Source organism: Brevibacillus sedimenti (assembly GCF_020923495.1).
Classification (GTDB): Bacteria; Bacillota; Bacilli; order Brevibacillales; family Brevibacillaceae; genus Brevibacillus; species Brevibacillus aydinogluensis.
Genome location: NZ_CP064048.1, coordinates 3178422 through 3198470, shown reverse-complemented (window position 1 = coordinate 3198470; position 20049 = coordinate 3178422). Strand labels below are relative to the sequence as shown.

Below are 20049 nucleotides of genomic sequence, written 5' to 3'. Positions count from 1 at the left end.
TCTTTCCCATCGTCGAATTTTGCCGTATAATGGAAACATTATACAACAATGGGAAGAGGGTGTTGATTCTTTGCGGTTCAAATGGCATGCGGCACTATCCATGACACTGGTCGTATCCTTGATGGTCGGTCAACTGCCTGTCAGCGCCAAGCGGGAAGAGGGGCGCAAGGGCAGACTGGCGATCGAGGCGAAAGAGGAACTTTCACTCGCTTCCCAAACGTCGCAGAAGGGAAGCACGGATCTGATCGTCATACAGTTTGACGGTCCGGTGGTGGAAGAGTGGAAGGAGCAGGTGGAAGACCTGGGCGTAACCCTGGGGGATTACATACCCGATTACGCGTTCATTGCCCGGGTGGACGAGGAAAAAGCGCGGCGGGCGCTGAAAAAGCTGCCGTTCGTCAGGGACGTCCTCCCGTTTCATCCCGTCTCCAAGGTGTCGCCGTCGCTGCGCTCCACCCTCGGCAAGCGGGCGGATGTGGAGGTAGCGGTCATCGGGTTTGACCACCGTGTCGACATGGAGCGCACCTTGAAGCGGATCGTGAAAGACGGGGAAGCCAGACAAGTGAAAAGCCTGGAGGAAGCTCCCCACATCTCGATGGCGCGGCTGAGCGGCCGCAGTCTGGAAGAGGTAATCCAATCCGACGAGGTCATCGCCGTCGTTCCCGTTTTGGAGCGAAAACTTCGCAATGACCGGGCGGCGGCAATCATCCATTCCGACTACCTGGCCTCCACCGGCTACACCGGCGAAGGGCAGATTGTCGGCGTAGCGGACAGCGGCCTGGACACCGGCGATCCCGATCAGATCCACCCGGATTTTGAAGGCCAGGTGAAAGAGCTCTATGCCATCGGGCGCCAAGGGGATGCCAGCGACCCTGACGGCCACGGCACTCACGTGGCGGGCTCGATCGTGGGCACCGGCAAAGCGTCAGACGGCCAGTACAAAGGCATGGCTCCCGATGCGAAGCTCGTCTTTCATTCCATGCTGGACGAAGACGGATATCTGGCCGGAGATGTCCATGACATTCTGGAGGAGGCTTACGCGGAAGGCGCGCGCATCCACTCCGATTCCTGGGGCGTCGATGACTATGGCGAATACGGCCTGGACTCGTTTTTGTTCGACCAGTTCCTCTGGGAACATCCGGACATGACGGCATTGGTGGCGGCCGGCAATTCGGGCGTATACGGATACGAGACCATCGGCACGCCGGCGACAGCCAAAAACGTGATCGCCGTGGGCGCTACCGAGAACGACCGGCCGGAGCTGGATGATTACGAAGCGGACGACCCGGACGAGGTAGCCGAATTCAGCAGCCGGGGGACGACGGCGGACGGCCGCCTCAAGCCCGATCTGGTCGCGCCGGGAAGCTACATCCTGTCCACGCGTTCCTCTTTGGCACCCGACGAGAATTATCACGGACATTTTGATGAGTTCTACGCCTATCTCAGCGGGACAAGCATGGCGACGCCAGTGTTGGCCGGCGGTGTGGCCCAAGTCCGTCAGTACCTGCAGGAAAACGGCGTGGACAATCCAAGCGGGGCGTTGATCAAGGCAATGCTCATCAGCGGCGCCGACGATTTGGACGAAGACATGCGCTTGCAGGGTTTTGGACGAGCCAACCTGCAGCGTGCGATCGAGACGAGCTTTGTGGATGAGAAAAAGGGAATGAAAACAGGGGATGAAGCCACCTACCGTCTCAAGGTGACGGACGATTCCCAACCGCTGGCCATCACCCTGGCCTGGACAGATTACCCGGCTTCCCTGGCAGCCACGCGCACGCTGGTCAACGATCTGAACCTGCGAGTAGTAACGCCAAGCGGCGAGACCTTGAACGGCAACGACTTTTTCCGCTATCCCTACGACGATGAAGTGGACAACCTCAACAACGTGGAGCAGGTCTGGATCAAGCATCCCGAGGAAGGCATCTACACGGTGACGGTAGAGGGCTACAACATCCCCAAGGGGCCTCAGCCGTACGCTCTGGCAGCCAACGGCAAGCTGCTGTCCGACGATTGGATAACAGAAGTCAAAACGGGGCGACTTATCGAAAATTCGCGTAATAACAGGGATCACACGTATTGGATCCGGGCCAAGCAGGCGGGTGAAATGACCGTGACTGCGGAATGGATCGGCGATGCCGATGTCAATCTGTACGTCTACGATGGTGACAGAAATCTGATCGGCTCCACCGACAGCGAAGACAATCCCGAAACGCTGACGGTGGATTTGGCCGAACCCGGACCGTACCGAATCGTCATTCAACTGGAAAAAGGCAGGATGGCTTGGTATGACATGCAAATTACCTATCCGGCCAGATCCCGCCGTTGAGGCAGACACACAGACAACCCCAATTGAACGGCGCGTCCCGTCACGTCAGCGTGACGGTCGCGCCGTTTGTTCGTCCGGACGGAAGGGGGCAGCGGCCGGTCTGTGGTTCAGCCATTCATAGGCACGCAGGGCAATTTCGAGACAAAGCCGGTGGTGCGGATGGGCATAGTCAGGCGGAAGGATCTCTTCAATCTTTTCCAGACGGTGATACAAGGTTTGGCGGTGAATGTAGAGTTTCGTGGCCGTCTCCTGCTTGGAGAGGTTGGAATCAAGGTAGACACGCAGTGTGTGGACGAGCTGTGTGCCGTGTTTTTCGTCGTAGTCGATCAGCGCCCCCAGGTAATCGTTGATGAACGGCTTCAACACCGATTCATGCGGAACGTGAAAGAGCAGGCGAAACAGGCCAAGATCGGCAAAATAGGGGCTTGGAGAATCGTGCTGAAAGGCGAGCGCCTGTTCCGCCTCTGTCAGGTGCCTGCCGGCCTCCCCCAGCCGAGTGCCTGGACGGCTGACGCCAAACAGCACGTCCGTGTCCGCTCCCATCACCTGCCGGCAGATGCGTTTCATCTCGGCCATTGCCTTGTCCAGAGAGCGGCGGGCGTCTGCAGCTTTGTACGGGCCGATCACGAGCAGGTAAAAGCGGCTGCCCTTGCAGCGGATAAACGGGCGAAAGCCCAGCCGCGAGAGGAGCGAACGGAATACACCTGTCAGTTCGTGCGGCGGCAGGGGAGCGGCGTGCTCGTCGCCGTCACGCCGCAGGGACATCAGCAGGATATGGTAGACGGGCGCCTTTCCTGTCCCGGCCAGCCCGAGCAGCGCGCGAATCTGCTCTTCCGTCAGCGAACGGTTGATGATCAGGTCGTCAAACAGCCGGTTTTCCGTCGCGAGCGCCTGCTCTTCGGCAAACATTCGGCGCATCAGGACCTGGGCCAGAGCGCTGACTGTGTAATCCAGCGTGAGCAGCAGGTACTCGTCCGCTTCCCGTTCGTACAGAATCACGCCGAGGTACGCTAGCAGATGGCCCATCGCGGTCACCGGCTGGTAGACGATGCGCTTTTTGTCGGACAGGGCGAGGACGCCATTTCCCCCTCCGCCGAGGGAACAGCGGGAAAGGCGGAGCGCATCATGGACGCAAGTTCGCTCTGAACGGTCTGCGGGAGCGACGGCACAAATTGCGGAGGCGCTTCCGGTGTGTACAAAAACACCTGTGTTCCCACGGCCGCCTGAAAATGCTGCAGCATCCTGGAAATGCCCTGCGTCTGCAGGCTCAAACGCTGCAGGCCGCGCGAGTAAGACTCCAGATTGCGCAGCGCCTGCATCTGCCGGTTGATCAGATGTTCATGGAGATCGAGCGTGATGTCGACGAATCGTACAGGTTGGTGGAACACGATCAGGGGAAAATCGTGATGGTCGGCCAGTTCCAGCATGTCATCCGGCACGTGCGGGATATAGGCGCCCAGCTCGATACAGAGGCCGACCGCTTTGCGGCGAATCAGCTCGGACAGATAGGCCAGCCGTTTCTCTTTGGCCTCGCCGAATCCAAGGCCGGTGGACAGGATCAGTTCGCCGCCGTTGAGGAACTGACAGGTGTCGGCCGATTCCAGCACGTGGACCCAGCGGATGGGACGGGACAACCCGCGGCTGCCGGCCACCACCTCCGCATCGCAAAACAGCGGCCGTCTGATGACATCGGCCACGGTAAGACGCCAGTCGCTGTTCATGCTTTTCCTCCTCTTGACAGTATGTATGATGAATACTACCCAACTACTTGCAGTTTGTCTAGTGATGTCGTGTGAAAAATTCAGATAAGATGGAACTATCAAACAAATTGTAAGGAGTTGAAGCAATGAGTACGACGACCGTAGGGCCCATGCTGAAGAACTACATCGCCGGCGAGTGGGTGCAGTCCCAGTCCGACCGTTACGAGGACATCCCCAATCCGGCGACAGGCGAGCTTTTGTCGCGCGTCCCGCTGTCGACCAAAGACGACGTGGACAAGGCTGTCCAGGCAGCCAAGGCGGCGTTTCCCGCCTGGAGCGAGACCCCGGTGGTGGAGCGGGCGCGCATCATGTTTCGCTTCCAGCATTTGCTGTGGGAAAACCAGGACGAACTGGCGCGGATGATCACGCTGGAAAACGGAAAGAACCTGCCCGAGGCGCACGCCGAACTGCTGCGCGGGATTGAGATGGTGGAGTTTGCCGCCGGGATGCCGACGCTGTTGATGAGCGAGTCGCTGCCCAACATTGCCAAGGGCATCGACTGTCAGGTAATCCGCTTTCCGCTGGGCGTCGTGGCCGGCATCACGCCGTTCAACTTCCCGCTGATGGTGCCGATGTGGATGTACCCGATTGCCATTACAGCGGGCAACACCTTTGTGCTGAAACCGTCCGAGCGCACGCCGCTCTCCTGCATCCGGATTGCCGAACTGCTGAAGGAAGCGGGCCTGCCGGACGGGGTGTTCAACGTGGTCAACGGCGCTCACGACGTCGTCAACGGCCTGCTGGAGCATCCGGATGTGAAAGCCATTTCGTTCGTCGGTTCCCAGCCCGTCGCGGAGTACGTCTACAAAACGGCTTCTGCTCACGGCAAACGGGTGCAGGCGCTGGCCGGCGCGAAAAACCATCATCTCGTCATGCCTGACACCGACCTGCGCCGCGCCGCCAAAACGATTGTCAGCTCAGCATTTGGCTGTGCAGGGGAGCGCTGTATGGCGGCCAGTGTCGTCGTCGCGGTGGAGGAGATCGCCGACGAGCTGATTCAATACCTGGTCGAAGAGTCCGACGCGCTGAAGATGGGCAACGGACTGGAGCCGGGCGTCGATCTGGGGCCAGTCATCCGGCCGGCTCATCTGGAAAAAGTGCACGGCTACATCGAGAAAGGGATCGCTGCCGGTGCCCGTCTGGTCCGGGACGGCCGGGAAGACGCCAAGGCCAAACGGGAGGGCTTTTTCCTCGGTCCGACCATCTTCGACCACGCGGATGCGGAAATGGTCATCGTCCGCGACGAGATTTTTGCGCCGGTGTTAAGCGTGCTGCGGGTCCGCGATTTTGAAGAGGGGCTGGCGGTCATCAGCAAGTCGCGTTTCGGCAACGGTGCCACCATTTACACCAACAACGGCAAATGGGGGCGGGAGTTCGTCCAGCGCGTCGAGGCCGGCATGGTCGGTGTCAACGTGGGCGTTCCGGCGCCGATGGGCTTCTTTGCCTTCTCCGGCTGGAAGCATTCGTTCTACGGCGACCTGCACGCCAACGGCAAGGACGGCGTCGAGTTTTTCACCAAGAAAAAGACGGTGACGTCCCGCTGGTTTGACGACGGCGATACCGCCATCGGATCGCAGAAAGTGTTTGTGAAATAACGAAAGGAGGAACGGCAGATGACTCAAGAGCAGCGGACGCAAATCCTTGACAAGGAAGAGCTGTTGGCAAAGGACCGGGCCCACATGTGGCACCACATGTCCCCGTACAACCCCAACCCGATGATCGTCACCGGAGCGAGCGGTTCCTGGGTGACCGATATCGACGGCAACCGGTATCTGGACGGGATGTCCGGCCTGTGGTGCGTCAACATCGGGTACGGTCGGGAGGAACTGGCGCAGGCGGCCTACGAGCAGTTGAAATCGCTCGCCTATTTCCCGCTGACGCAAAGCCACGTGCCGGCGATCAAGCTCTCGGAAAAAGTGAGCGAATGGCTGGGCGGCGAGTACCGCGTCTTCTTTTCCAACAGCGGATCGGAAGCGAACGAAGTGGCGTTCAAAATCGCCCGACAGTACCACCACCAAAACGGCCAGCCCGGCCGGTACAAGTTCATATCCCGCCATCGCGCCTATCACGGCAATACGATGGGAGCGTTGGCGGCGACCGGCCAGTCGATCCGCAAGCATAAATACGAGCCGCTGGCGCCAGGCTTTCTGCACGTCTCGCCGCCGTACTGCTACCGCTGTCCGTTCGGCAAATCGTACGGCAGTTGCAGCCTGGAGTGCGCGCAGGTCTATGACGAGGTGATCAACTGGGAAGGGGCGGAGACCGTGGCCGGCGTCATCATGGAGCCGGTGATCACCGGCGGCGGCGTGATCGTTCCTCCGCCGGAGTACCTGCCGAAAGTGCGGGAAATCTGCGACAAATACGGTGTTCTCTTGATCGTGGACGAAGTGATCTGCGGCTTTGGCCGTTCCGGGCGGAAATTCGGCCACCAGAACTTCGGCGTCAAGCCGGACATCGTGACGATGGCCAAAGGGATCACCAGCGCCTATTTGCCGTTATCAGCGACGGCGGTACGGGCAGACATCGCCGACAAGTTCAACGAACAGGGGGTAAACCTGCACTTCCGCCACGTCAACACCTTTGGCGGCAATCCCGCGGCCTGTGCAGTGGCATTGAAAAACCTGGAGATCATGGAAGAAGAAAAGCTGATCGAAAAGGCGGAACGGCTCGGCGTGGAACTGCGGGAAAAGCTTGCGTTCCTGGAGAATCACCCGCATGTGGGCGACATCCGCAGCTTCGGCTTCCTGATGGGCATTGAAATGGTGGAGAATCGGGACACCAAGGAACCGGCCGCCCCCGACAAGCTGACCAGGGTGATCGCCGCCTGTAAGCAGCGCGGCCTGATCATCGGCCGCAACGGGGACACGGTTCCCGGCTACAACAACATCCTGACGCTCTCCCCGCCGTTCTCCACGACCAGCGACGACCTTGATTTCATCGCCCGCGTCCTGCGGGAAGCGTTTGAGGAATTGGCCTAGTACAGGCACAAAATTCTCGATAAAAGCGATACGGCACTGTTTCCCGCGGGCAGCGCGGCCTTTCCAGCCCGGCCCCCTGGGAAAACGGTGCCGTTTTTTTGCAGGAAAAACAGCGGCGAAGTGGAAGTGATGCGGGATGACCTTGCAATCTTGTGCACAAAATGCAAGGCGTTGCGTTTGCGATTGGGTTAACATACATACCAAAAGGATGGCGTGAGAATGGATTGGGTCAAACGAATGAATGAGGCGATTCGTTACATCGAAGATCATCTTGCCGACGAGATTGATTACGCGGAAGCGGCCAAAGTGGCCTGCTGCTCTGCGTACCACTTTCAACGCATGTTTTCTTTCATGGCCGAAGTATCGCTGTCGGAATACATCAGGAGACGGCGTCTCACCTTGGCGGCATTTGAACTGCAAAACAGCCGGATCAAAGTCGTGGATCTTGCCCTCAAGTACGGCTATGATTCGCCCGAGGCATTTGCCCGGGCGTTTCAAAACCTGCACGGCACGACGCCGACGGCTGCACGCAGCGCCGGGACAAGACTGAAGGCCTTTCCGCGCATATCCTTTCAATTTTCAATCAAAGGCGCTGTGGAAATGAGCTACAGGATCGAGGACGTCGGCGGATTTTCCCTGGTCGGCTGGAAAGAGCGCGTCAACACGGAACAGGCGTTTCACACGGTGCCCGGCATCTGGAAGGATGCAGGTGAGCGGGGAATTTTTGAAAAACTATGGGAGATGCGCAAGGCAAACCACCCGATGTGCGGAATCCTGGGGGTCTGTGCGAATGGAGAATGGGGCAGGAGCGAAGCATTTGACTATATCATGGCGATTGTGTCTGACCAACTGCCGCCAGACGGCATGGTCAAAATGAACGTTCCGGCAGCGACGTGGGCCGTGTTTGAGGTGCCCGGCTCCCCGGACGGTATGCAGGATATCTGGAAACGTCTCTACACGGAGTGGCTTCCCGCCTCCGCCTATGATCTGGCTGATTTGCCCGCAATCGAATGTTATCTGCCAGTCGAAGAGAAGAGAAACGAGCTGTGGATTCCGGTCGTACGAAGACAATCTTGACACGCCGCGGTCAGGATGGTAACGTTATGCTCAATCATAAATCAAAGTAAACAAACAGGATTAATAGGTTATTTCATAACGTTACAAGGAGGATTTGCCATGTCCAAGTCTCGTCCCCTGATTCATGCGGCGGCATCAGCCGCCCTGCTCGCCGCGATCGGCATGCCCACAGCCGTATGGGCCACACCCGCCGTCCCGCCTGTCGCAGCTGTCGTCCAATCGACACCGGCCAAAACCGTTACAAACGAGTGGGCTGCTTACATCGAACGACAGTACGGCGTCAAGCTGTCTGGCGAAGTCACGCCCGCTCAGTTTGCTGCCGCGTTGGGCAGCATTTTGGGGACGGCTTCCGGTCTAACGGAAGCACCACCGTCGATTCCGTCGCTGTTCCCGCAAGGCACAGCTGATGCCGGCAAACTGCCCGTTTGGGAAGCGCTCAGCGCGGCCGTGAAGGCGGCCGAACTGAAGGAACTGGCCTACACCTATACCGAGGAAAAAGTGGCTGCTGCCTGGAAAAAGGCGGGATGGACCTATACGAAGAACGGCGTCGTCCCGCATCAGGCGGCACAGGAATTGGCGGCCGCATTGGACAGCGGACTGGTCGCCCCCGACGCGCTGACGGGCGTAACAGCGAATGCCGCCACGACGGCGGATCTGGCGTATCAACTCCTCGGCAAAGTCGCCGAATTTCACGGTCAAAGCCAGAACGCGCTCGGGTATCTGAGCGATGACGACATCATAGGGAAGCTGGTCCAAGCCTGGAATGAGTCGCAGATCATCCGGGCCGAAGACCTGCAAAAAGTCGTGGACGAAGCGCTCAAGCAAAACCTGATCACCGGCTATAACTTGAAAGACACGCGGTTTGATCCCCATTTTGCTCCGGAGCGCACCATCACTTACGGCCACAGCGACATCGTTCACGCCATCCAGCTGATCGGCCTCCTGCGCAGCGAGGGCATTCAGGCCAGGGTGCAGCTGGAGCCGAAAACGTCCGCATTCGTCTATCTGAAAGAGTGGGGAGAACCGGTCCAGACGGAGGATTACCGTGTGGTGCCGATAGAGAACGGCAACCACATCGCCTACGCCAAAGAGTACGACCTGAGCTTTGAATTTGCCAGCGTCGAGGAGAAGCAGCGCTTTGAGCCGCTCATTCTCCGATACGCCAAACGCAACCAGGAAGACGTGACCGGCCTGTTGAAAGGTTCCTGGTGGCAGCCGCTCTACTATTCGCTGACAGAGCTGGAGGGGTATCCGGTGATCACCAACCACGTGCTGAAGGACGGCCGATTCATCGCCCAGACGTTCACCTTGAGTGAACAGTCACAACAGGTCATCGGCGGGCTGAAGAAAATCAACCCGGCGGTTACGATCTCCAGCTACCAGTTCTGGGTGGATCAGCCGTTTTACCAGTACCTGAAAGGAGAGTACAAGTAATCTAGTTTTGTTCGCCGCGACCTTTGTCCTGCTCGGCCAGATACGCCTTCATCCCGCGGATGACCATGTCGAGAATCACGTCATGCTGGGTCTTGCTGCCGACGCGGGCGCGGATTTGCTCCAGCTCCGCAGCCAGTTCGGAATCCAGGTGCAGATTGATGGTCTTTCCTTTGCTGCGGGGGTGAATCTCGTAATGGCCGGAGCACTGCCGGCCGCTGCCGTCCACTACCGCATCGGTGCCGAGCAGCTTCCGGTCGGGCAAATACAGGCACGGCGCTTCCAAAACGATATGGGTCAGTTCCTCGCTGAACCGGATGGCGAGGGGCTGCCCCTTTTTTTTGTGAAAATCGCGGATTTGCCGCGAGCGCTCCTGATTTTCCGGCGTATTGGCCAGCGTGACGACAGCCAGTTCCATAGTTCCTCCTTACGAGACAGGCAGGCGGGAAGCAGGATGTTCCGGCGGGAGCAGGTCCGCTTCCGGGATTCCGCTCACCACTTCGCCGCTGCTTTCCACCTGCACCGTGTATAGAAAACGATCCACCGCCAGCTCTGCCGAGATGACCACTGCCCATTCCTGCTGCGTTCCCCGCGTGATCCGGACACGGTCCAGCACATCGTACGCCGGCGTCAACAATCCCTTTTCATACAAAAAGCGAAACACGTCCTCGCGTGGGTAGAGAAACCGCTTGTTGCCCTGTTTCCCGGTGAGCAGGGGGAAGGCTTCCCGCTCGTCGATGACGGCGCCGAGGTGTCCTTCATCCGCCCAGCGTTTGATCGTCGCCATGCTGCCCATCCGTCCGTGCCGGGCGGCGAGCAGATCGAGGATTTCCCGCGAGGACAGGTACGCGCTGCGGCGGCGGCGCTGTTCTTCGTACGCGGCCCGCTCCGCTTCCAACTGCTTAAGTTGTTCGGTCGCCTCTGCGATTTGGCGGCGGAGCCGGGCGATCAGCAGGTCGTAATCCTTCATGCCCGCTTCATCCCTTCCACGTTTTGGTAACAGCGTATTCACCGCTGAAACCATTCATGCCATCCGGGTTGAATTGATTTCAGTGGCAAGCTACCGGAAACCGCGATGAAACGATCATAAAACTGTCATTTCCCACATTGATTAATAGCAAGCACCTGCCAGGTGGAAAAAACGTGTGAGGAGGTTGTTGGAAGATGAGCGTCCATCATGAACCAGCGGCTGCGCGAGCGGAACTGGAACACCGATTCCGGGAAGTGGTCCCGGCGCTGAAGCCGAAAGAAGCAATCGACGAAGCCAACCGCTGCCTGTACTGCTACGACGCCCCCTGTATCAAGGCCTGTCCCACCTCGATCGACATTCCCTCCTTTATCAAAAAGATCGCGACCGGCAATATGTACGGATCAGCCCGAACGATCATGGAAGCCAATCCCGTGGGCGCGAGCTGTGCCCGCGTCTGTCCCACCGAAGTGCTGTGCGAGGGTGCCTGTGTGTTGAATCACGCGTCTCACCCCATCATGATCGGGCGCCTGCAGCGTTACGCCACTGATTGGGCGATGAAAAACGGAGCGGTGCTGTTTCAGGCCGGAGAGAAAAACGGCAAACGGGTGGCCGTTGTCGGTGCAGGGCCGGCAGGGCTGTCGGCAGCGCGGGAGCTGGCGCGGCTGGGTTATGAGGTAACCGTCTACGAGGCGAAGGAAAAAGCGGGCGGCCTCAACACGTACGGCATCGTCTCGTTTCGGCTCCCTCAGGAGATTCCGCTGTGGGAGGCGGAACAAGTCGCGGCGATGGGCGTGACGTTCGTCACCAACACCCGGGTGGGCGAGGACGTACAGCCCGAGGAACTTCTGCAGCAGTATGATTCGGTCCTGCTCGCCGTAGGGATGGGAGCGGTCCCCCCGCTTCACATCGAAGGAGAGGATTTGGACGGCGTGCTGGACGCCATCTCCCTGGTGGAGGAGACGAAAACCAAGCCGCTTACGGACGCGATGATCGGCAAAAAGGTGGTCGTCATCGGCGCGGGCAACACGGCGATTGACGCGGCCACCTGTTCAAAGCGGCTGGGTGCCGCGAACGTCCGGATACTCTACCGGCGGACAGAGCGGGAGATGACCTGTTACCAGTTTGAATACGAGTTCGCCAAGCAGGAGGGCGTGGAATTCCGCTGGCTGGTGGCCCCCACCCGCATTCTGGGCGAAAACGGCCGGGTGACCGGGCTGGAGTTGATACGGATGGAGTTGGGCGAGCCGGATGAAAAGGGACGGAAGCGGCCCGTGCCGGTTCCCGGCAGCCAGTTTGTCATTCAGACGGACTTTGTGGTAAAGGCGATCGGCCAGCAGCGTCACGTGCCTTTGATCGAAGCGTTCGGGCTGGCGCATCGGAACGGGATCGTCCAGGTGGAGGAAGGCACCTACCGCACGTCCAATCCGCGTGTATACGCTGCCGGAGATGTGATCTTCGGAGGCGGCAAGACGGATGCAATGGTGGTCGATGCCGCCAATCACGGCAAACGGGCCGCGCACGCCATCCACGCCGCGCTGAGCGGTCAGGCGCAGCCGGCGTGATGCAGGGAGAAAAGGAGGCGAAGTACCATGGCAGATCTCAGCATCAACCTGGCGGGCATTTCATCCCCCAATCCGTTCTGGCTGGCATCGGCGCCGCCAACCAACTCCGGCTACCAGGTCCAGCGGGCGTTTGAGGCGGGCTGGGGCGGAGCGGTGTGGAAGACGTTGGGTGAGCCGATTATCAACGTCAGTTCCCGGTTTGCCGGCCTGCACGTCGGCGGGCAGCGGATGATCGGCTTCAACAACATCGAGCTGATTACGGATCGTCCGCTCGAGGTGAATCTGAAAGAGATCGAAGAGACGAAAAAGAAATTTCCCAAACACGCACTGATCGCTTCGCTGATGGTGGAAAACAAGCGGGAAGCCTGGCATGAGATTGTGAAAAAAGTGGAGGCTGTCGGTGTGGACGGACTGGAGCTGAATTTCGGCTGTCCGCATGGAATGGCGGAGCAGGGCATGGGCTCGGCGGTCGGTCAGCACCCCGATCTGATCATCCAGCAGGTGGAATGGGTAAAGGAAGTGGCGCAGACCCCCGTCATCGTCAAGCTGACGCCCAATATCACCGACATCCGCTATACCGCTCGGGCGGCAGTGGAAGGCGGAGCGGATGCCATCAGCCTGATCAACACGATCAACAGCTTGATGGGTGTCGATCTGGACAGCTGGCTGCCGATCCCGCACGTGGACGGCAAAGGCGCGCACGGCGGATACTGCGGCCCGGCCGTAAAACCGATCGCCCTCAACATGGTGGCGGAGTGCGCCCGCGATCCGAAGGTAAATGTCCCGATCTCCGGCATCGGCGGAATCTCCACCTGGCGTGACGCCGTCGAGTTTTTGCTGATGGGAGCGACGGGAGTGCAAGTGTGTACAGCGGCGATGCACCACGGTTTTCGCATCGTCGAGGACATGATCGACGGGCTGAACAACTACCTCGATCAGCGCGGCATCAAATCAGTCATGGACATCGTCGGCAAAGCGGTCCACACCTACTCCGACTGGGGCAACCTCAATCTCAACTACAAGGTGGTCGCCCGTATCAACGAAGAGACGTGCATCCATTGCAACAAGTGCCACATCGCCTGCGAAGACACGTCGCACCAATGCATCGACATCGTTTTGGATGAAGCGTCCGGCAAGGAGAGACTGGTCGTCAGGGAGGAGGACTGTGTCGGCTGCAACCTCTGTTCGATCGTCTGTCCGGTGGAGGGGACGATCGAAATGGTGGAGGTGCCGACGGGGCAGCCGCCGCTTTCCTGGAATCAGCGGCAGGCCGCGTTGGCAGCCCAGGGAAACTGCGGGACAGGCTGCGAGTAAGTCATGCGGGTAGGCCTTTTTGCATAGCTTGTACTGACAGGGGGCACGCGCCCGTGCCCATACGCCAATGGAGCGGGGAAGGGAGGAAGCGCGCATGAAAAAAGTGATTCGCGGCGGCACCGTGGTGACAGCCGCCGATACCTACCGGGCGGACGTCTTGATTGAAGGGGAGAGGGTCACGGCCATCGGCAGCGAACTGGAAGCGAACGGCGCAGAGGAGATTGACGCCACCGGCTGTTACGTCCTGCCAGGAGGGATTGATCCGCACACGCATCTCGACATGCCGTTTGGCGGGACTGTAACGGCAGACGACTTTTTTACCGGCACCAAAGCAGCGGCGTTCGGGGGCACGACCACCATCATCGACTTTTGCCTGACGAAAAAAGGGGAGACGCTTCGCTCGGCCATCGCCACCTGGCACGAAAAAGCGCGCGGCAAGGCCGTCATCGACTACGGGTTTCACCTGATGATCGCCGAGGCGAACGACCAGGTGCTGGAAGAGTTGGAGAGCGTGGTCACAACCGAGGGCATCACCTCGCTGAAAGTGTTTATGGCCTATAAAAACGTGTTTCAGGCGGACGACGAGACGCTGTTTAAAACGCTCGTGCGCGCAAGAGAACTGGGGGCGCTGGTGCAGGTGCACGCAGAGAACGGGGACGTGCTGGACTACCTGACCAAGAAAGCGCTGAAGGAAGGAAATACCGCGCCGATCTACCACGCCCTGACCCGACCGCCGGAAGCGGAAGGAGAAGCGACCGGGCGGGCCATCGCACTGACCGCCTTGGCCGATGCCCAACTGTACGTCGTCCACGTCTCCTGCGCGGCTGCCGTGCAGCGAATCGCGGAAGCGCGTGAACGGGGACTCAACGTCTTCGGCGAGACCTGCCCGCAGTATCTGGCGCTTGACATCACCGCCCTTGAAAAGCCTGGTTTTGAAGGGGCCAAATACGTCTGGTCACCGCCGCTGCGCGAAAAGTGGAACCAGGACGTGCTGTGGAACGCGCTGAAAAACGGCATCCTGCAGACGGTCGGATCGGACCACTGCTCATTCAACTATATCGGCCAAAAAGAGCTGGGCCGGGACGACTTTACGAAGATTCCCAACGGCGGGCCGCTGATCGAGGACCGCTTGACCATCCTTTATTCCGAAGGCGTCCGTCAAGGGCGAATCAGTCTGAACCAGTTCGTCGACGTTTGCTCGACAAAGGCGGCCAAACTGTTCGGGATGTTCCCGAGAAAAGGCACCATTGCCGTGGGTTCTGACGCGGACATCGTCATCTTCGATCCGCGCGTCAAACGGACGATCTCCGCGAAGACCCACCACATGAACGTCGATTACAACCCGTTTGAAGGCATGGAGGTATACGGCGAGATCGTCTCTGTCCTGTCGCGGGGAGCGTTTGTTGTACGTGACAAGCAGTTTGTCGGCCAGGCGGGTGCGGGACAATTCATCAAGCGCGCCGCGTTTGAACGGCCGTAACAGGAAGGAGGAAGACAGCATGGGAAACAAGGTGACGATTGGGCTGATCCAGGCGAAAAACGACGTGCACGGGGACGAACCGGTGCACGTCCACAAGGAAAAGGCAATCGAAAAACACGTGCGGATGGTCCGCGAAGCGGCGGAAAAGGGAGCCCAGATCATCTGTCTGCAGGAAATCTTCTTCGGCCCGTATTTTTGCGCCGAACAAAACACCAAGTGGTATGAGGCGGCCGAAGAAGTGCCCGACGGCCCGACGACGCAGCTCTTTCAGTCGTTGGCACGCGAACTGGGGACGGTAATCATTCTGCCCGTGTACGAAAAGGTGGGCATCGGGACCTACTACAACACGGCAGCGGTAATTGACGCGGACGGGACGTACCTCGGCAAGTACCGCAAGCAGCACATACCGCACGTGGCGGCGGGCGGTAACGGCTGCGGATTTTGGGAAAAGTACTACTTCAAACCGGGCAATCTGGGGTACCCGGTGTTTGACACGGCGTTTGCCAAGGTGGGCGTCTACATCTGCTACGACCGCCATTTTCCCGAAGGGGCGCGGCTGCTCGGCCTGAACGGGGCGGAGATCGTCTTCAACCCGTCGGCCACCGTGGCCGGTCTCTCCGAGTACCTCTGGAAGCTGGAGCAGCCCGCCCACGCCGTCGCCAACGGATACTACGTGGCGGCGATCAACAGGGTGGGGGTGGAACCCCCGTGGAATATGGGCGAGTTTTACGGACAGTCCTACCTCGTCGATCCGCGCGGGCAAATTGTCGCCATCGGCAGCCGCGACCAGGACGAAGTGGTCATCGCCGTGATGGATAAACACCTGATCCATGAAGTGCGCAATACCTGGCAGTTTTATCGCGACCGCAGACCGGAGACGTACGAGGACATGGTCAAACTCCTTCCGTAACGCGGATCAACCATACGGCAGGGCGATGCTGCAGGCTTCTGACAGCCAGGCCTGCTCGCCCTGCCCTTCTCTGTCAGCCTGCGCCCGGCCAGGTGCAGATGCCGCCGGACGAATCGCGTCGGACGCGCCGGGCAGGGTGTTTTCATCTGCCGATGGTGTCCTCATGATTGTTCAGATAAGGGGAGGCGGGCATGAAGCAGATTGTTTATCGCGGGGTGGAGTACAAGGAAGCGCTGCGCGTAGTGGCGGCCCAGCGTTACGAGCGGGAGGAACGGCGCAGGTTCGTCAACGGCGCCAGTGCAAAAGCCGTATTTGGCCCCGGCGTCTACCTGGTCAGCAACCCGAAGATCGCCGCACAGTACGCGATCTGTCACGCGGAAACCACCTGGGATCAGGCTGCCATCCTCGCCCAGGAAGTGGAGGTGGACGGACTGGCGGAGCTGGACGAGCGATACGGGGAGAACGAACTGCGGGCGGACGCCCTGCGCTGGCGTCATACGCCGGAGCAGTTGTCGCGTTTGTCAGCAGCGAAATGTCACGAGGAATGGCTGGAGTGGACCGGGGATGAGATCCGGGCCTTTCTGCTGGATCGGGGCTTTGCCGGGATCCGCTACCGCATCAGCCGGGAGCTCACCTATTATGTCTGTTACAAGCCGCACGAGCAGATCAGCCGCATTTCACTGCTGACCGTGTTTGACATACCGGAATAGTCAGAAAGTATCGACTTGCCTACCCCTTTTTTGGTAGAATTAGACAACAAGCGACATTTTTCTCAGAGGTCCGTCCGATTTGTCAGGACTTCTGGCGCATTTATATTTGTGACATCATTCCTGCGATTCTGCCAGGGAAAAAAGGGGATGGCAAAAACATATGAAGCTGCTTCGCAATCTGAGCACACGGGCAAAGCTGTTCAATCTGGTCATGCTGATGGTCACGTTTCTGCTGATCGTCGGGGGGGCCGGGTACTGGCACCTGAATCGGGCAGAAATGCGAATGGGAGCGATGTACCAGGATCAACTGCTGCCGATCAAGAGCATCAATGACTTGCGCGCCCAAACCCGGGCGATCGAAGCCAGCGTGTACAAGATGATCCTGGAGACCAGTCCTACGAAACAGCTCGAAATCAAACAACAGATTGAGACGCGCATCAAGGATTCCAATCAGCTGTTGACGCAGTTGGAACAAAGCAATCTGGACAAGCGGGAAACAGCGTTTCTCCAGACGTTGAAGGACTTGAACGAAAAGTACCAGGGTGATCGCACCCGGGTTATCCAGTTGATCGAAGAAGGCAACCAGGATGAGGCGTACAATTATTTTCGCGCGACGGAAGCGACACTGGACGGCATCAACCAGGAATTGAAGTCGTGGGCGGATTACAACTCGCAGACGGCCGAAGACATTCACCGTCAAAATACGCAGGAATCGCGGGAGGCGGAGATGACGCTGATCATCACCATCGGAGCGGCTCTGCTGCTGGCGATGTCCATCGGGTACGTGATCGCCCGGATGATCGCCGATCCGCTGAAGAAAGTAGCGTCCAAACTGGATGAGTTGGCCGGGGGTGATCTGACCGTGCAGCCGGTCGACTTTGAGGGCAAGGACGAGGTGGGCACGCTGGGACAGGCCTTCAACAAGCTGGTCATTCAGCTTCGCTCGTTGATCGGCGAGGTGAAGCTGGCGGGCGAGCAGGTGGCGGCTTCGTCCGAGCAGTTGACGTCCAGTGCCGAGCAGACGGCCAAGGCCGCCGAACAAGCTGCCGCCGCCATCCAGGAAATCGCGACCGGCTCCGAAGTGCAGACGCAGCGGACTGCGGAGAGCGTGCGGGTCATGGAGGAGTTGGGCACGGCCATCCAGCGGATTGCCGCGACCGCCGGCACCGTCTCCGAGTCTTCGGTGCGGGCGGCGCAAGAGGCGGAACAGGGCAACGAATACATCGTCAAGGCCGTGGAACAAATGTCTGCTGTCCAAGCGGCGGTGAATCGCGCCGCCGAGATGGTGACACTGCTGGGGGCTCGTTCGGAAGCGATCGGTGAAATCGTTCAGGTGATCACCGGCATTGCGTCGCAGACCAACCTGCTCGCCCTGAACGCTGCGATCGAAGCGGCGCGGGCCGGCGAACAAGGCAGGGGATTTGCCGTCGTGGCCGACGAAGTGCGCAAGCTGGCGGAGCAGTCCGAGAATTCGGCGCAGGAGATCGCCCGCCTCATTGGCGATATTCAGCTTGAGACCGGCCAGGTGATTGCCGCGATGAACCAGGGCACAGCGGAGACGGAGGCGGGCAGCGTGGCGGTTCGGGAAGCGGGTATGGCGTTTCAGCGCATCGTCAGCGCAGCCCAGGCGGTCGCCGAGCAGATTCAGGAGGTCTCGGCGGCAACTGAGCAGATGACGGCAGGTGTCCAGCAGGTCGCCTCGTCCATGGATGAAATGAATCGTCTGGCGCAGGAAGCGGCCGTTCACACCCAGGGTGCAGCTGCCAACTCCGAGGAACAGCTCGCCTCCATGCAGGAAATCGCACGTTCGAGCGAAAATCTGAACCGTCTGTCGCAGCAATTGCAGCAGATGATCAGCCGGTTCATCACCTGATCGAACAAAACAAAGACTGGCAGGACGTTTGGTTCTGCCAGTCTTTTTTGCGCGCCGCTCAGGAAGCCTGCTGCTCGACGCTTCGGGCGGTGATGTTCTCGTAGTCTGCTGCGCTCATCCGGTTCGGGGTGTTTTTCATCAGCCAGGTGTAGATGACGAGGGAAATCAACAGGCCGCAGGTCCAGGCGTTGTCCCAGACAATGGTCAGGCCGGGGATCAGCTTGCAGACAAACGGCACGGCGATGCCGATCAGCATGGCCCAGATGGCCCGCATGTTATAACCGCTTTTGTACGAATACATGCCGTTCAGCCGGTACAGTTCAACCAGATGGATGCGCCGTTTGCGCACCAGCCAGTAATCGGCGATGGCGATCCCGTCGATGGGACCGAGCAGAGCCCCGTACGTCCCCAACCAGAGGAAGATGTAGTTGCTGAAGTTCTCCAGGATGTACCATGGCTGCATCAGCAGGGCGATGATTCCGGTGAGGATCGCTCCGGCGCCAAACGACATCCGGCGCGGTACCAGGTTTTCAAAGGCGCGGGCCGGTGCCACGACGTTGGCTGCCACGTTTGTCGTCAGCGTCGCCAAAATAATCCCCAATGTTCCCAAAAAGATCGCCAGCGGGGAGAATTTGGCCAGCACCGCTGCCGGGTCCCAGATGGCTTCTCCGTAGATGACCACTGTGGCGGATGCTACGGCCACGCCGATGAACGAGAACCCGCCCATGGTAGTCGGCAGGGCGACGGACTGTCCGACCATTTGGGCTTTCTGACTCTTGGCGTAACGGCAGAAGTCCGGGATGTTCAGCGCCATCGTCGACCAGAAGGCGATCGCGCCCGTCAAGGCGGGGAAAAACACCTTCAGGAAGTCGGCGGTCGTGGTCAGTTTGGACGGAGCGGAGAGCATCGGTCCCCAGCCGCCCGCTTTGGTGATCGCCCAGACGAGCAGCGCCAGGCCCATGACAATCAGTGTGGGCGCGGCCCAGAACTCCATCCGTCTGATCGCTTCCGGCCCGCGGTAGGCGATCCAGACGTTCAGCGCCCAGAAGCCAAAAAAGGCGATCCAGGTGTGGCCGGGAACGTTGCCCCAGCCGCCCAACGATTGCAGCAGGGTGTCGATGGCCGTCCCGCCAAACCAGCAGTTGATGCCGAACCATCCCGCGCCGATCAAACCGCGGGCCAAGGCGGGAATGTGAGCCCCTTTGGAGCCAAACCAAAGACGGGCGAAGACCGGATACGGAATGCCAAATTTCGTTCCGGCGTGAGAGTTGAGCAAAATAGGAATGAGGACGATACAGTTGCCGAGAATGATCGTCAAAATGGCCTGCCACCAGTTCATGCCAAGCGAGATGAGCCCGGCTGCCATCGCATAGGTGGGCAGACAGATGGACATGCCGATCCAGAGACTGGCGAAGTTGTAGGTGGTCCAGCTGTGCTCCTCCCGGTTTGTGGGACGGAGGCCGTCGTTGTACAGCGGACTATCCCGGATCAAATTTTCGCCATCTTTCGTCAACGTGACGATGCCGTCCACCTCTACCTGTGTCTTCATCGCAATCCCTCCTTTTGTGAATAATCCCGAGCGCGGCCAAGCCGATCGGTTGTCTTGGGCGCCGGATGCTACATTATATTGGGCTGTATGACCTGTGATTACAGAATTT

The 20049-nt window shown here is 59.3% G+C and carries 17 protein-coding genes; 11 read left to right on the top strand and 6 right to left on the bottom strand.

All coding sequences use genetic code 11. The features are described 5' to 3' along the window. Window positions 1-100 precede the first annotated feature (100 nt). On the top strand, window positions 101-2326 hold the full coding sequence (locus IRT44_RS15705) for a S8 family serine peptidase (protein WP_230076962.1): 2226 nt from the start codon (window positions 101-103) through the stop codon (window positions 2324-2326). Window positions 2327-2371: 45 nt separating this feature from the next. Here the strand turns inward: IRT44_RS15705 and IRT44_RS15700 are convergent, their stop codons facing one another. Next, window positions 2372-3352: a PucR family transcriptional regulator gene (locus IRT44_RS15700; RefSeq protein WP_230076961.1), complete on the bottom strand. Its 981-nt coding sequence runs from the start codon at window positions 3350-3352 to the stop codon at window positions 2372-2374. A gap of 5 nt (window positions 3353-3357) precedes the next feature. After that, on the bottom strand, window positions 3358-4047 hold the full coding sequence (locus IRT44_RS15695) for a PucR family transcriptional regulator ligand-binding domain-containing protein (RefSeq protein WP_230076960.1): 690 nt from the start codon (window positions 4045-4047) through the stop codon (window positions 3358-3360). A 125-nt stretch (window positions 4048-4172) separates the two neighbouring features. On the opposite strand from IRT44_RS15695, the gene IRT44_RS15690 reads away from it, so the two are divergent. The 4 genes from IRT44_RS15690 (at window position 4173) to IRT44_RS15675 (ending at window position 9575) form a co-directional block, all read left to right on the top strand. Next, entirely contained in the window at window positions 4173-5681 is a 1509-nt protein-coding gene (locus IRT44_RS15690; RefSeq protein WP_171566754.1) for a CoA-acylating methylmalonate-semialdehyde dehydrogenase, read from the top strand. A gap of 18 nt (window positions 5682-5699) precedes the next feature. Further along, window positions 5700-7064 (top strand): aspartate aminotransferase family protein, encoded by a 1365-nt coding sequence (locus IRT44_RS15685; RefSeq protein ID WP_171566755.1) that lies wholly within the window; start codon window positions 5700-5702, stop codon window positions 7062-7064. Window positions 7065-7283: 219 nt separating this feature from the next. Next, entirely contained in the window at window positions 7284-8141 is an 858-nt protein-coding gene (locus tag IRT44_RS15680) for an AraC family transcriptional regulator (RefSeq protein ID WP_230076959.1), read from the top strand. Between the two features lie 99 nt (window positions 8142-8240). Continuing rightward, window positions 8241-9575, top strand: coding sequence for a hypothetical protein (locus IRT44_RS15675; protein ID WP_171566757.1), 1335 nt, complete (start codon window positions 8241-8243; stop codon window positions 9573-9575). A 1-nt stretch (window position 9576) separates the two neighbouring features. Here the strand turns inward: IRT44_RS15675 and IRT44_RS15670 are convergent, their stop codons facing one another. Together IRT44_RS15670 and IRT44_RS15665 are read right to left on the bottom strand one after the other, a co-directional pair. Further along, window positions 9577-9990 carry a hypothetical protein gene (locus tag IRT44_RS15670; RefSeq protein WP_171566758.1) on the bottom strand — a complete coding sequence of 138 codons (414 nt, stop codon included), beginning with the start codon at window positions 9988-9990 and terminating at the stop codon, window positions 9577-9579. Between the two features lie 9 nt (window positions 9991-9999). Next, the gene (locus IRT44_RS15665) at window positions 10000-10542 is read right to left on the bottom strand and encodes a hypothetical protein (RefSeq protein WP_171566759.1); all 543 of its coding nucleotides are present in this window, start codon (window positions 10540-10542) and stop codon (window positions 10000-10002) included. Between the two features lie 194 nt (window positions 10543-10736). Here IRT44_RS15665 and IRT44_RS15660 point away from each other — a divergent pair, with 194 nt between their 5' ends. The 4 genes from IRT44_RS15660 (at window position 10737) to IRT44_RS15645 (ending at window position 15808) form a co-directional block, all read left to right on the top strand. Then, window positions 10737-12104 carry an NAD(P)-dependent oxidoreductase gene (locus IRT44_RS15660; RefSeq protein WP_230076958.1) on the top strand — a complete coding sequence of 456 codons (1368 nt, stop codon included), beginning with the start codon at window positions 10737-10739 and terminating at the stop codon, window positions 12102-12104. Between the two features lie 27 nt (window positions 12105-12131). After that, complete coding sequence (gene preA, locus IRT44_RS15655) at window positions 12132-13418, top strand: NAD-dependent dihydropyrimidine dehydrogenase subunit PreA (protein WP_230076957.1); 1287 nt, start codon at window positions 12132-12134, stop codon at window positions 13416-13418. 94 nt (window positions 13419-13512) lie between these two features. Continuing rightward, window positions 13513-14898 carry a dihydropyrimidinase gene (gene hydA / locus IRT44_RS15650; RefSeq protein WP_212132514.1) on the top strand — a complete coding sequence of 462 codons (1386 nt, stop codon included), beginning with the start codon at window positions 13513-13515 and terminating at the stop codon, window positions 14896-14898. Window positions 14899-14917: 19 nt separating this feature from the next. After that, entirely contained in the window at window positions 14918-15808 is an 891-nt protein-coding gene (locus IRT44_RS15645) for a nitrilase-related carbon-nitrogen hydrolase (protein WP_171566763.1), read from the top strand. A 6-nt stretch (window positions 15809-15814) separates the two neighbouring features. On the opposite strand, the gene IRT44_RS15640 is transcribed toward IRT44_RS15645, so the two are convergent. Continuing rightward, the gene (locus IRT44_RS15640; protein ID WP_171566764.1) at window positions 15815-15973 is read right to left on the bottom strand and encodes a hypothetical protein; all 159 of its coding nucleotides are present in this window, start codon (window positions 15971-15973) and stop codon (window positions 15815-15817) included. 26 nt (window positions 15974-15999) lie between these two features. Here IRT44_RS15640 and IRT44_RS15635 point away from each other — a divergent pair, with 26 nt between their 5' ends. Together IRT44_RS15635 and IRT44_RS15630 are read left to right on the top strand one after the other, a co-directional pair. After that, on the top strand, window positions 16000-16518 hold the full coding sequence (locus tag IRT44_RS15635) for a hypothetical protein (protein ID WP_171566765.1): 519 nt from the start codon (window positions 16000-16002) through the stop codon (window positions 16516-16518). 160 nt (window positions 16519-16678) lie between these two features. Next, complete coding sequence (locus tag IRT44_RS15630) at window positions 16679-18391, top strand: methyl-accepting chemotaxis protein (protein ID WP_171566766.1); 1713 nt, start codon at window positions 16679-16681, stop codon at window positions 18389-18391. 58 nt (window positions 18392-18449) lie between these two features. Here IRT44_RS15630 and IRT44_RS15625 read toward each other — a convergent pair whose 3' ends face one another. Further along, on the bottom strand, window positions 18450-19940 hold the full coding sequence (locus tag IRT44_RS15625; RefSeq protein ID WP_171566767.1) for an NCS1 family nucleobase:cation symporter-1: 1491 nt from the start codon (window positions 19938-19940) through the stop codon (window positions 18450-18452). Between the last annotated feature and the right edge of the window lie 109 nt (window positions 19941-20049).

Excerpts from the sequence above, each read along its gene's own strand:
- IRT44_RS15705 (WP_230076962.1), top strand. The coding sequence starts at position 101 with ATGACACTGGTCGTATCCTTGATGGTCGGTCAACTGCCTGTCAGCGCC.
- IRT44_RS15700 (WP_230076961.1), bottom strand. The coding sequence starts at position 3,352 with ATGGGCCATCTGCTAGCGTACCTCGGCGTGATTCTGTACGAACGGGAA.
- IRT44_RS15695 (WP_230076960.1), bottom strand. The coding sequence starts at position 4,047 with ATGAACAGCGACTGGCGTCTTACCGTGGCCGATGTCATCAGACGGCCG.
- IRT44_RS15690 (WP_171566754.1), top strand. The coding sequence starts at position 4,173 with ATGAGTACGACGACCGTAGGGCCCATGCTGAAGAACTACATCGCCGGC.
- IRT44_RS15685 (WP_171566755.1), top strand. The coding sequence starts at position 5,700 with ATGACTCAAGAGCAGCGGACGCAAATCCTTGACAAGGAAGAGCTGTTG.
- IRT44_RS15680 (WP_230076959.1), top strand. The coding sequence starts at position 7,284 with ATGGATTGGGTCAAACGAATGAATGAGGCGATTCGTTACATCGAAGAT.
- IRT44_RS15675 (WP_171566757.1), top strand. The coding sequence starts at position 8,241 with ATGTCCAAGTCTCGTCCCCTGATTCATGCGGCGGCATCAGCCGCCCTG.
- IRT44_RS15670 (WP_171566758.1), bottom strand. The coding sequence starts at position 9,990 with ATGGAACTGGCTGTCGTCACGCTGGCCAATACGCCGGAAAATCAGGAG.
- IRT44_RS15665 (WP_171566759.1), bottom strand. The coding sequence starts at position 10,542 with ATGAAGGATTACGACCTGCTGATCGCCCGGCTCCGCCGCCAAATCGCA.
- IRT44_RS15660 (WP_230076958.1), top strand. The coding sequence starts at position 10,737 with ATGAGCGTCCATCATGAACCAGCGGCTGCGCGAGCGGAACTGGAACAC.
- preA (WP_230076957.1), top strand. The coding sequence starts at position 12,132 with ATGGCAGATCTCAGCATCAACCTGGCGGGCATTTCATCCCCCAATCCG.
- hydA (WP_212132514.1), top strand. The coding sequence starts at position 13,513 with ATGAAAAAAGTGATTCGCGGCGGCACCGTGGTGACAGCCGCCGATACC.
- IRT44_RS15645 (WP_171566763.1), top strand. The coding sequence starts at position 14,918 with ATGGGAAACAAGGTGACGATTGGGCTGATCCAGGCGAAAAACGACGTG.
- IRT44_RS15640 (WP_171566764.1), bottom strand. The coding sequence starts at position 15,973 with ATGAGGACACCATCGGCAGATGAAAACACCCTGCCCGGCGCGTCCGAC.
- IRT44_RS15635 (WP_171566765.1), top strand. The coding sequence starts at position 16,000 with ATGAAGCAGATTGTTTATCGCGGGGTGGAGTACAAGGAAGCGCTGCGC.
- IRT44_RS15630 (WP_171566766.1), top strand. The coding sequence starts at position 16,679 with ATGAAGCTGCTTCGCAATCTGAGCACACGGGCAAAGCTGTTCAATCTG.
- IRT44_RS15625 (WP_171566767.1), bottom strand. The coding sequence starts at position 19,940 with ATGAAGACACAGGTAGAGGTGGACGGCATCGTCACGTTGACGAAAGAT.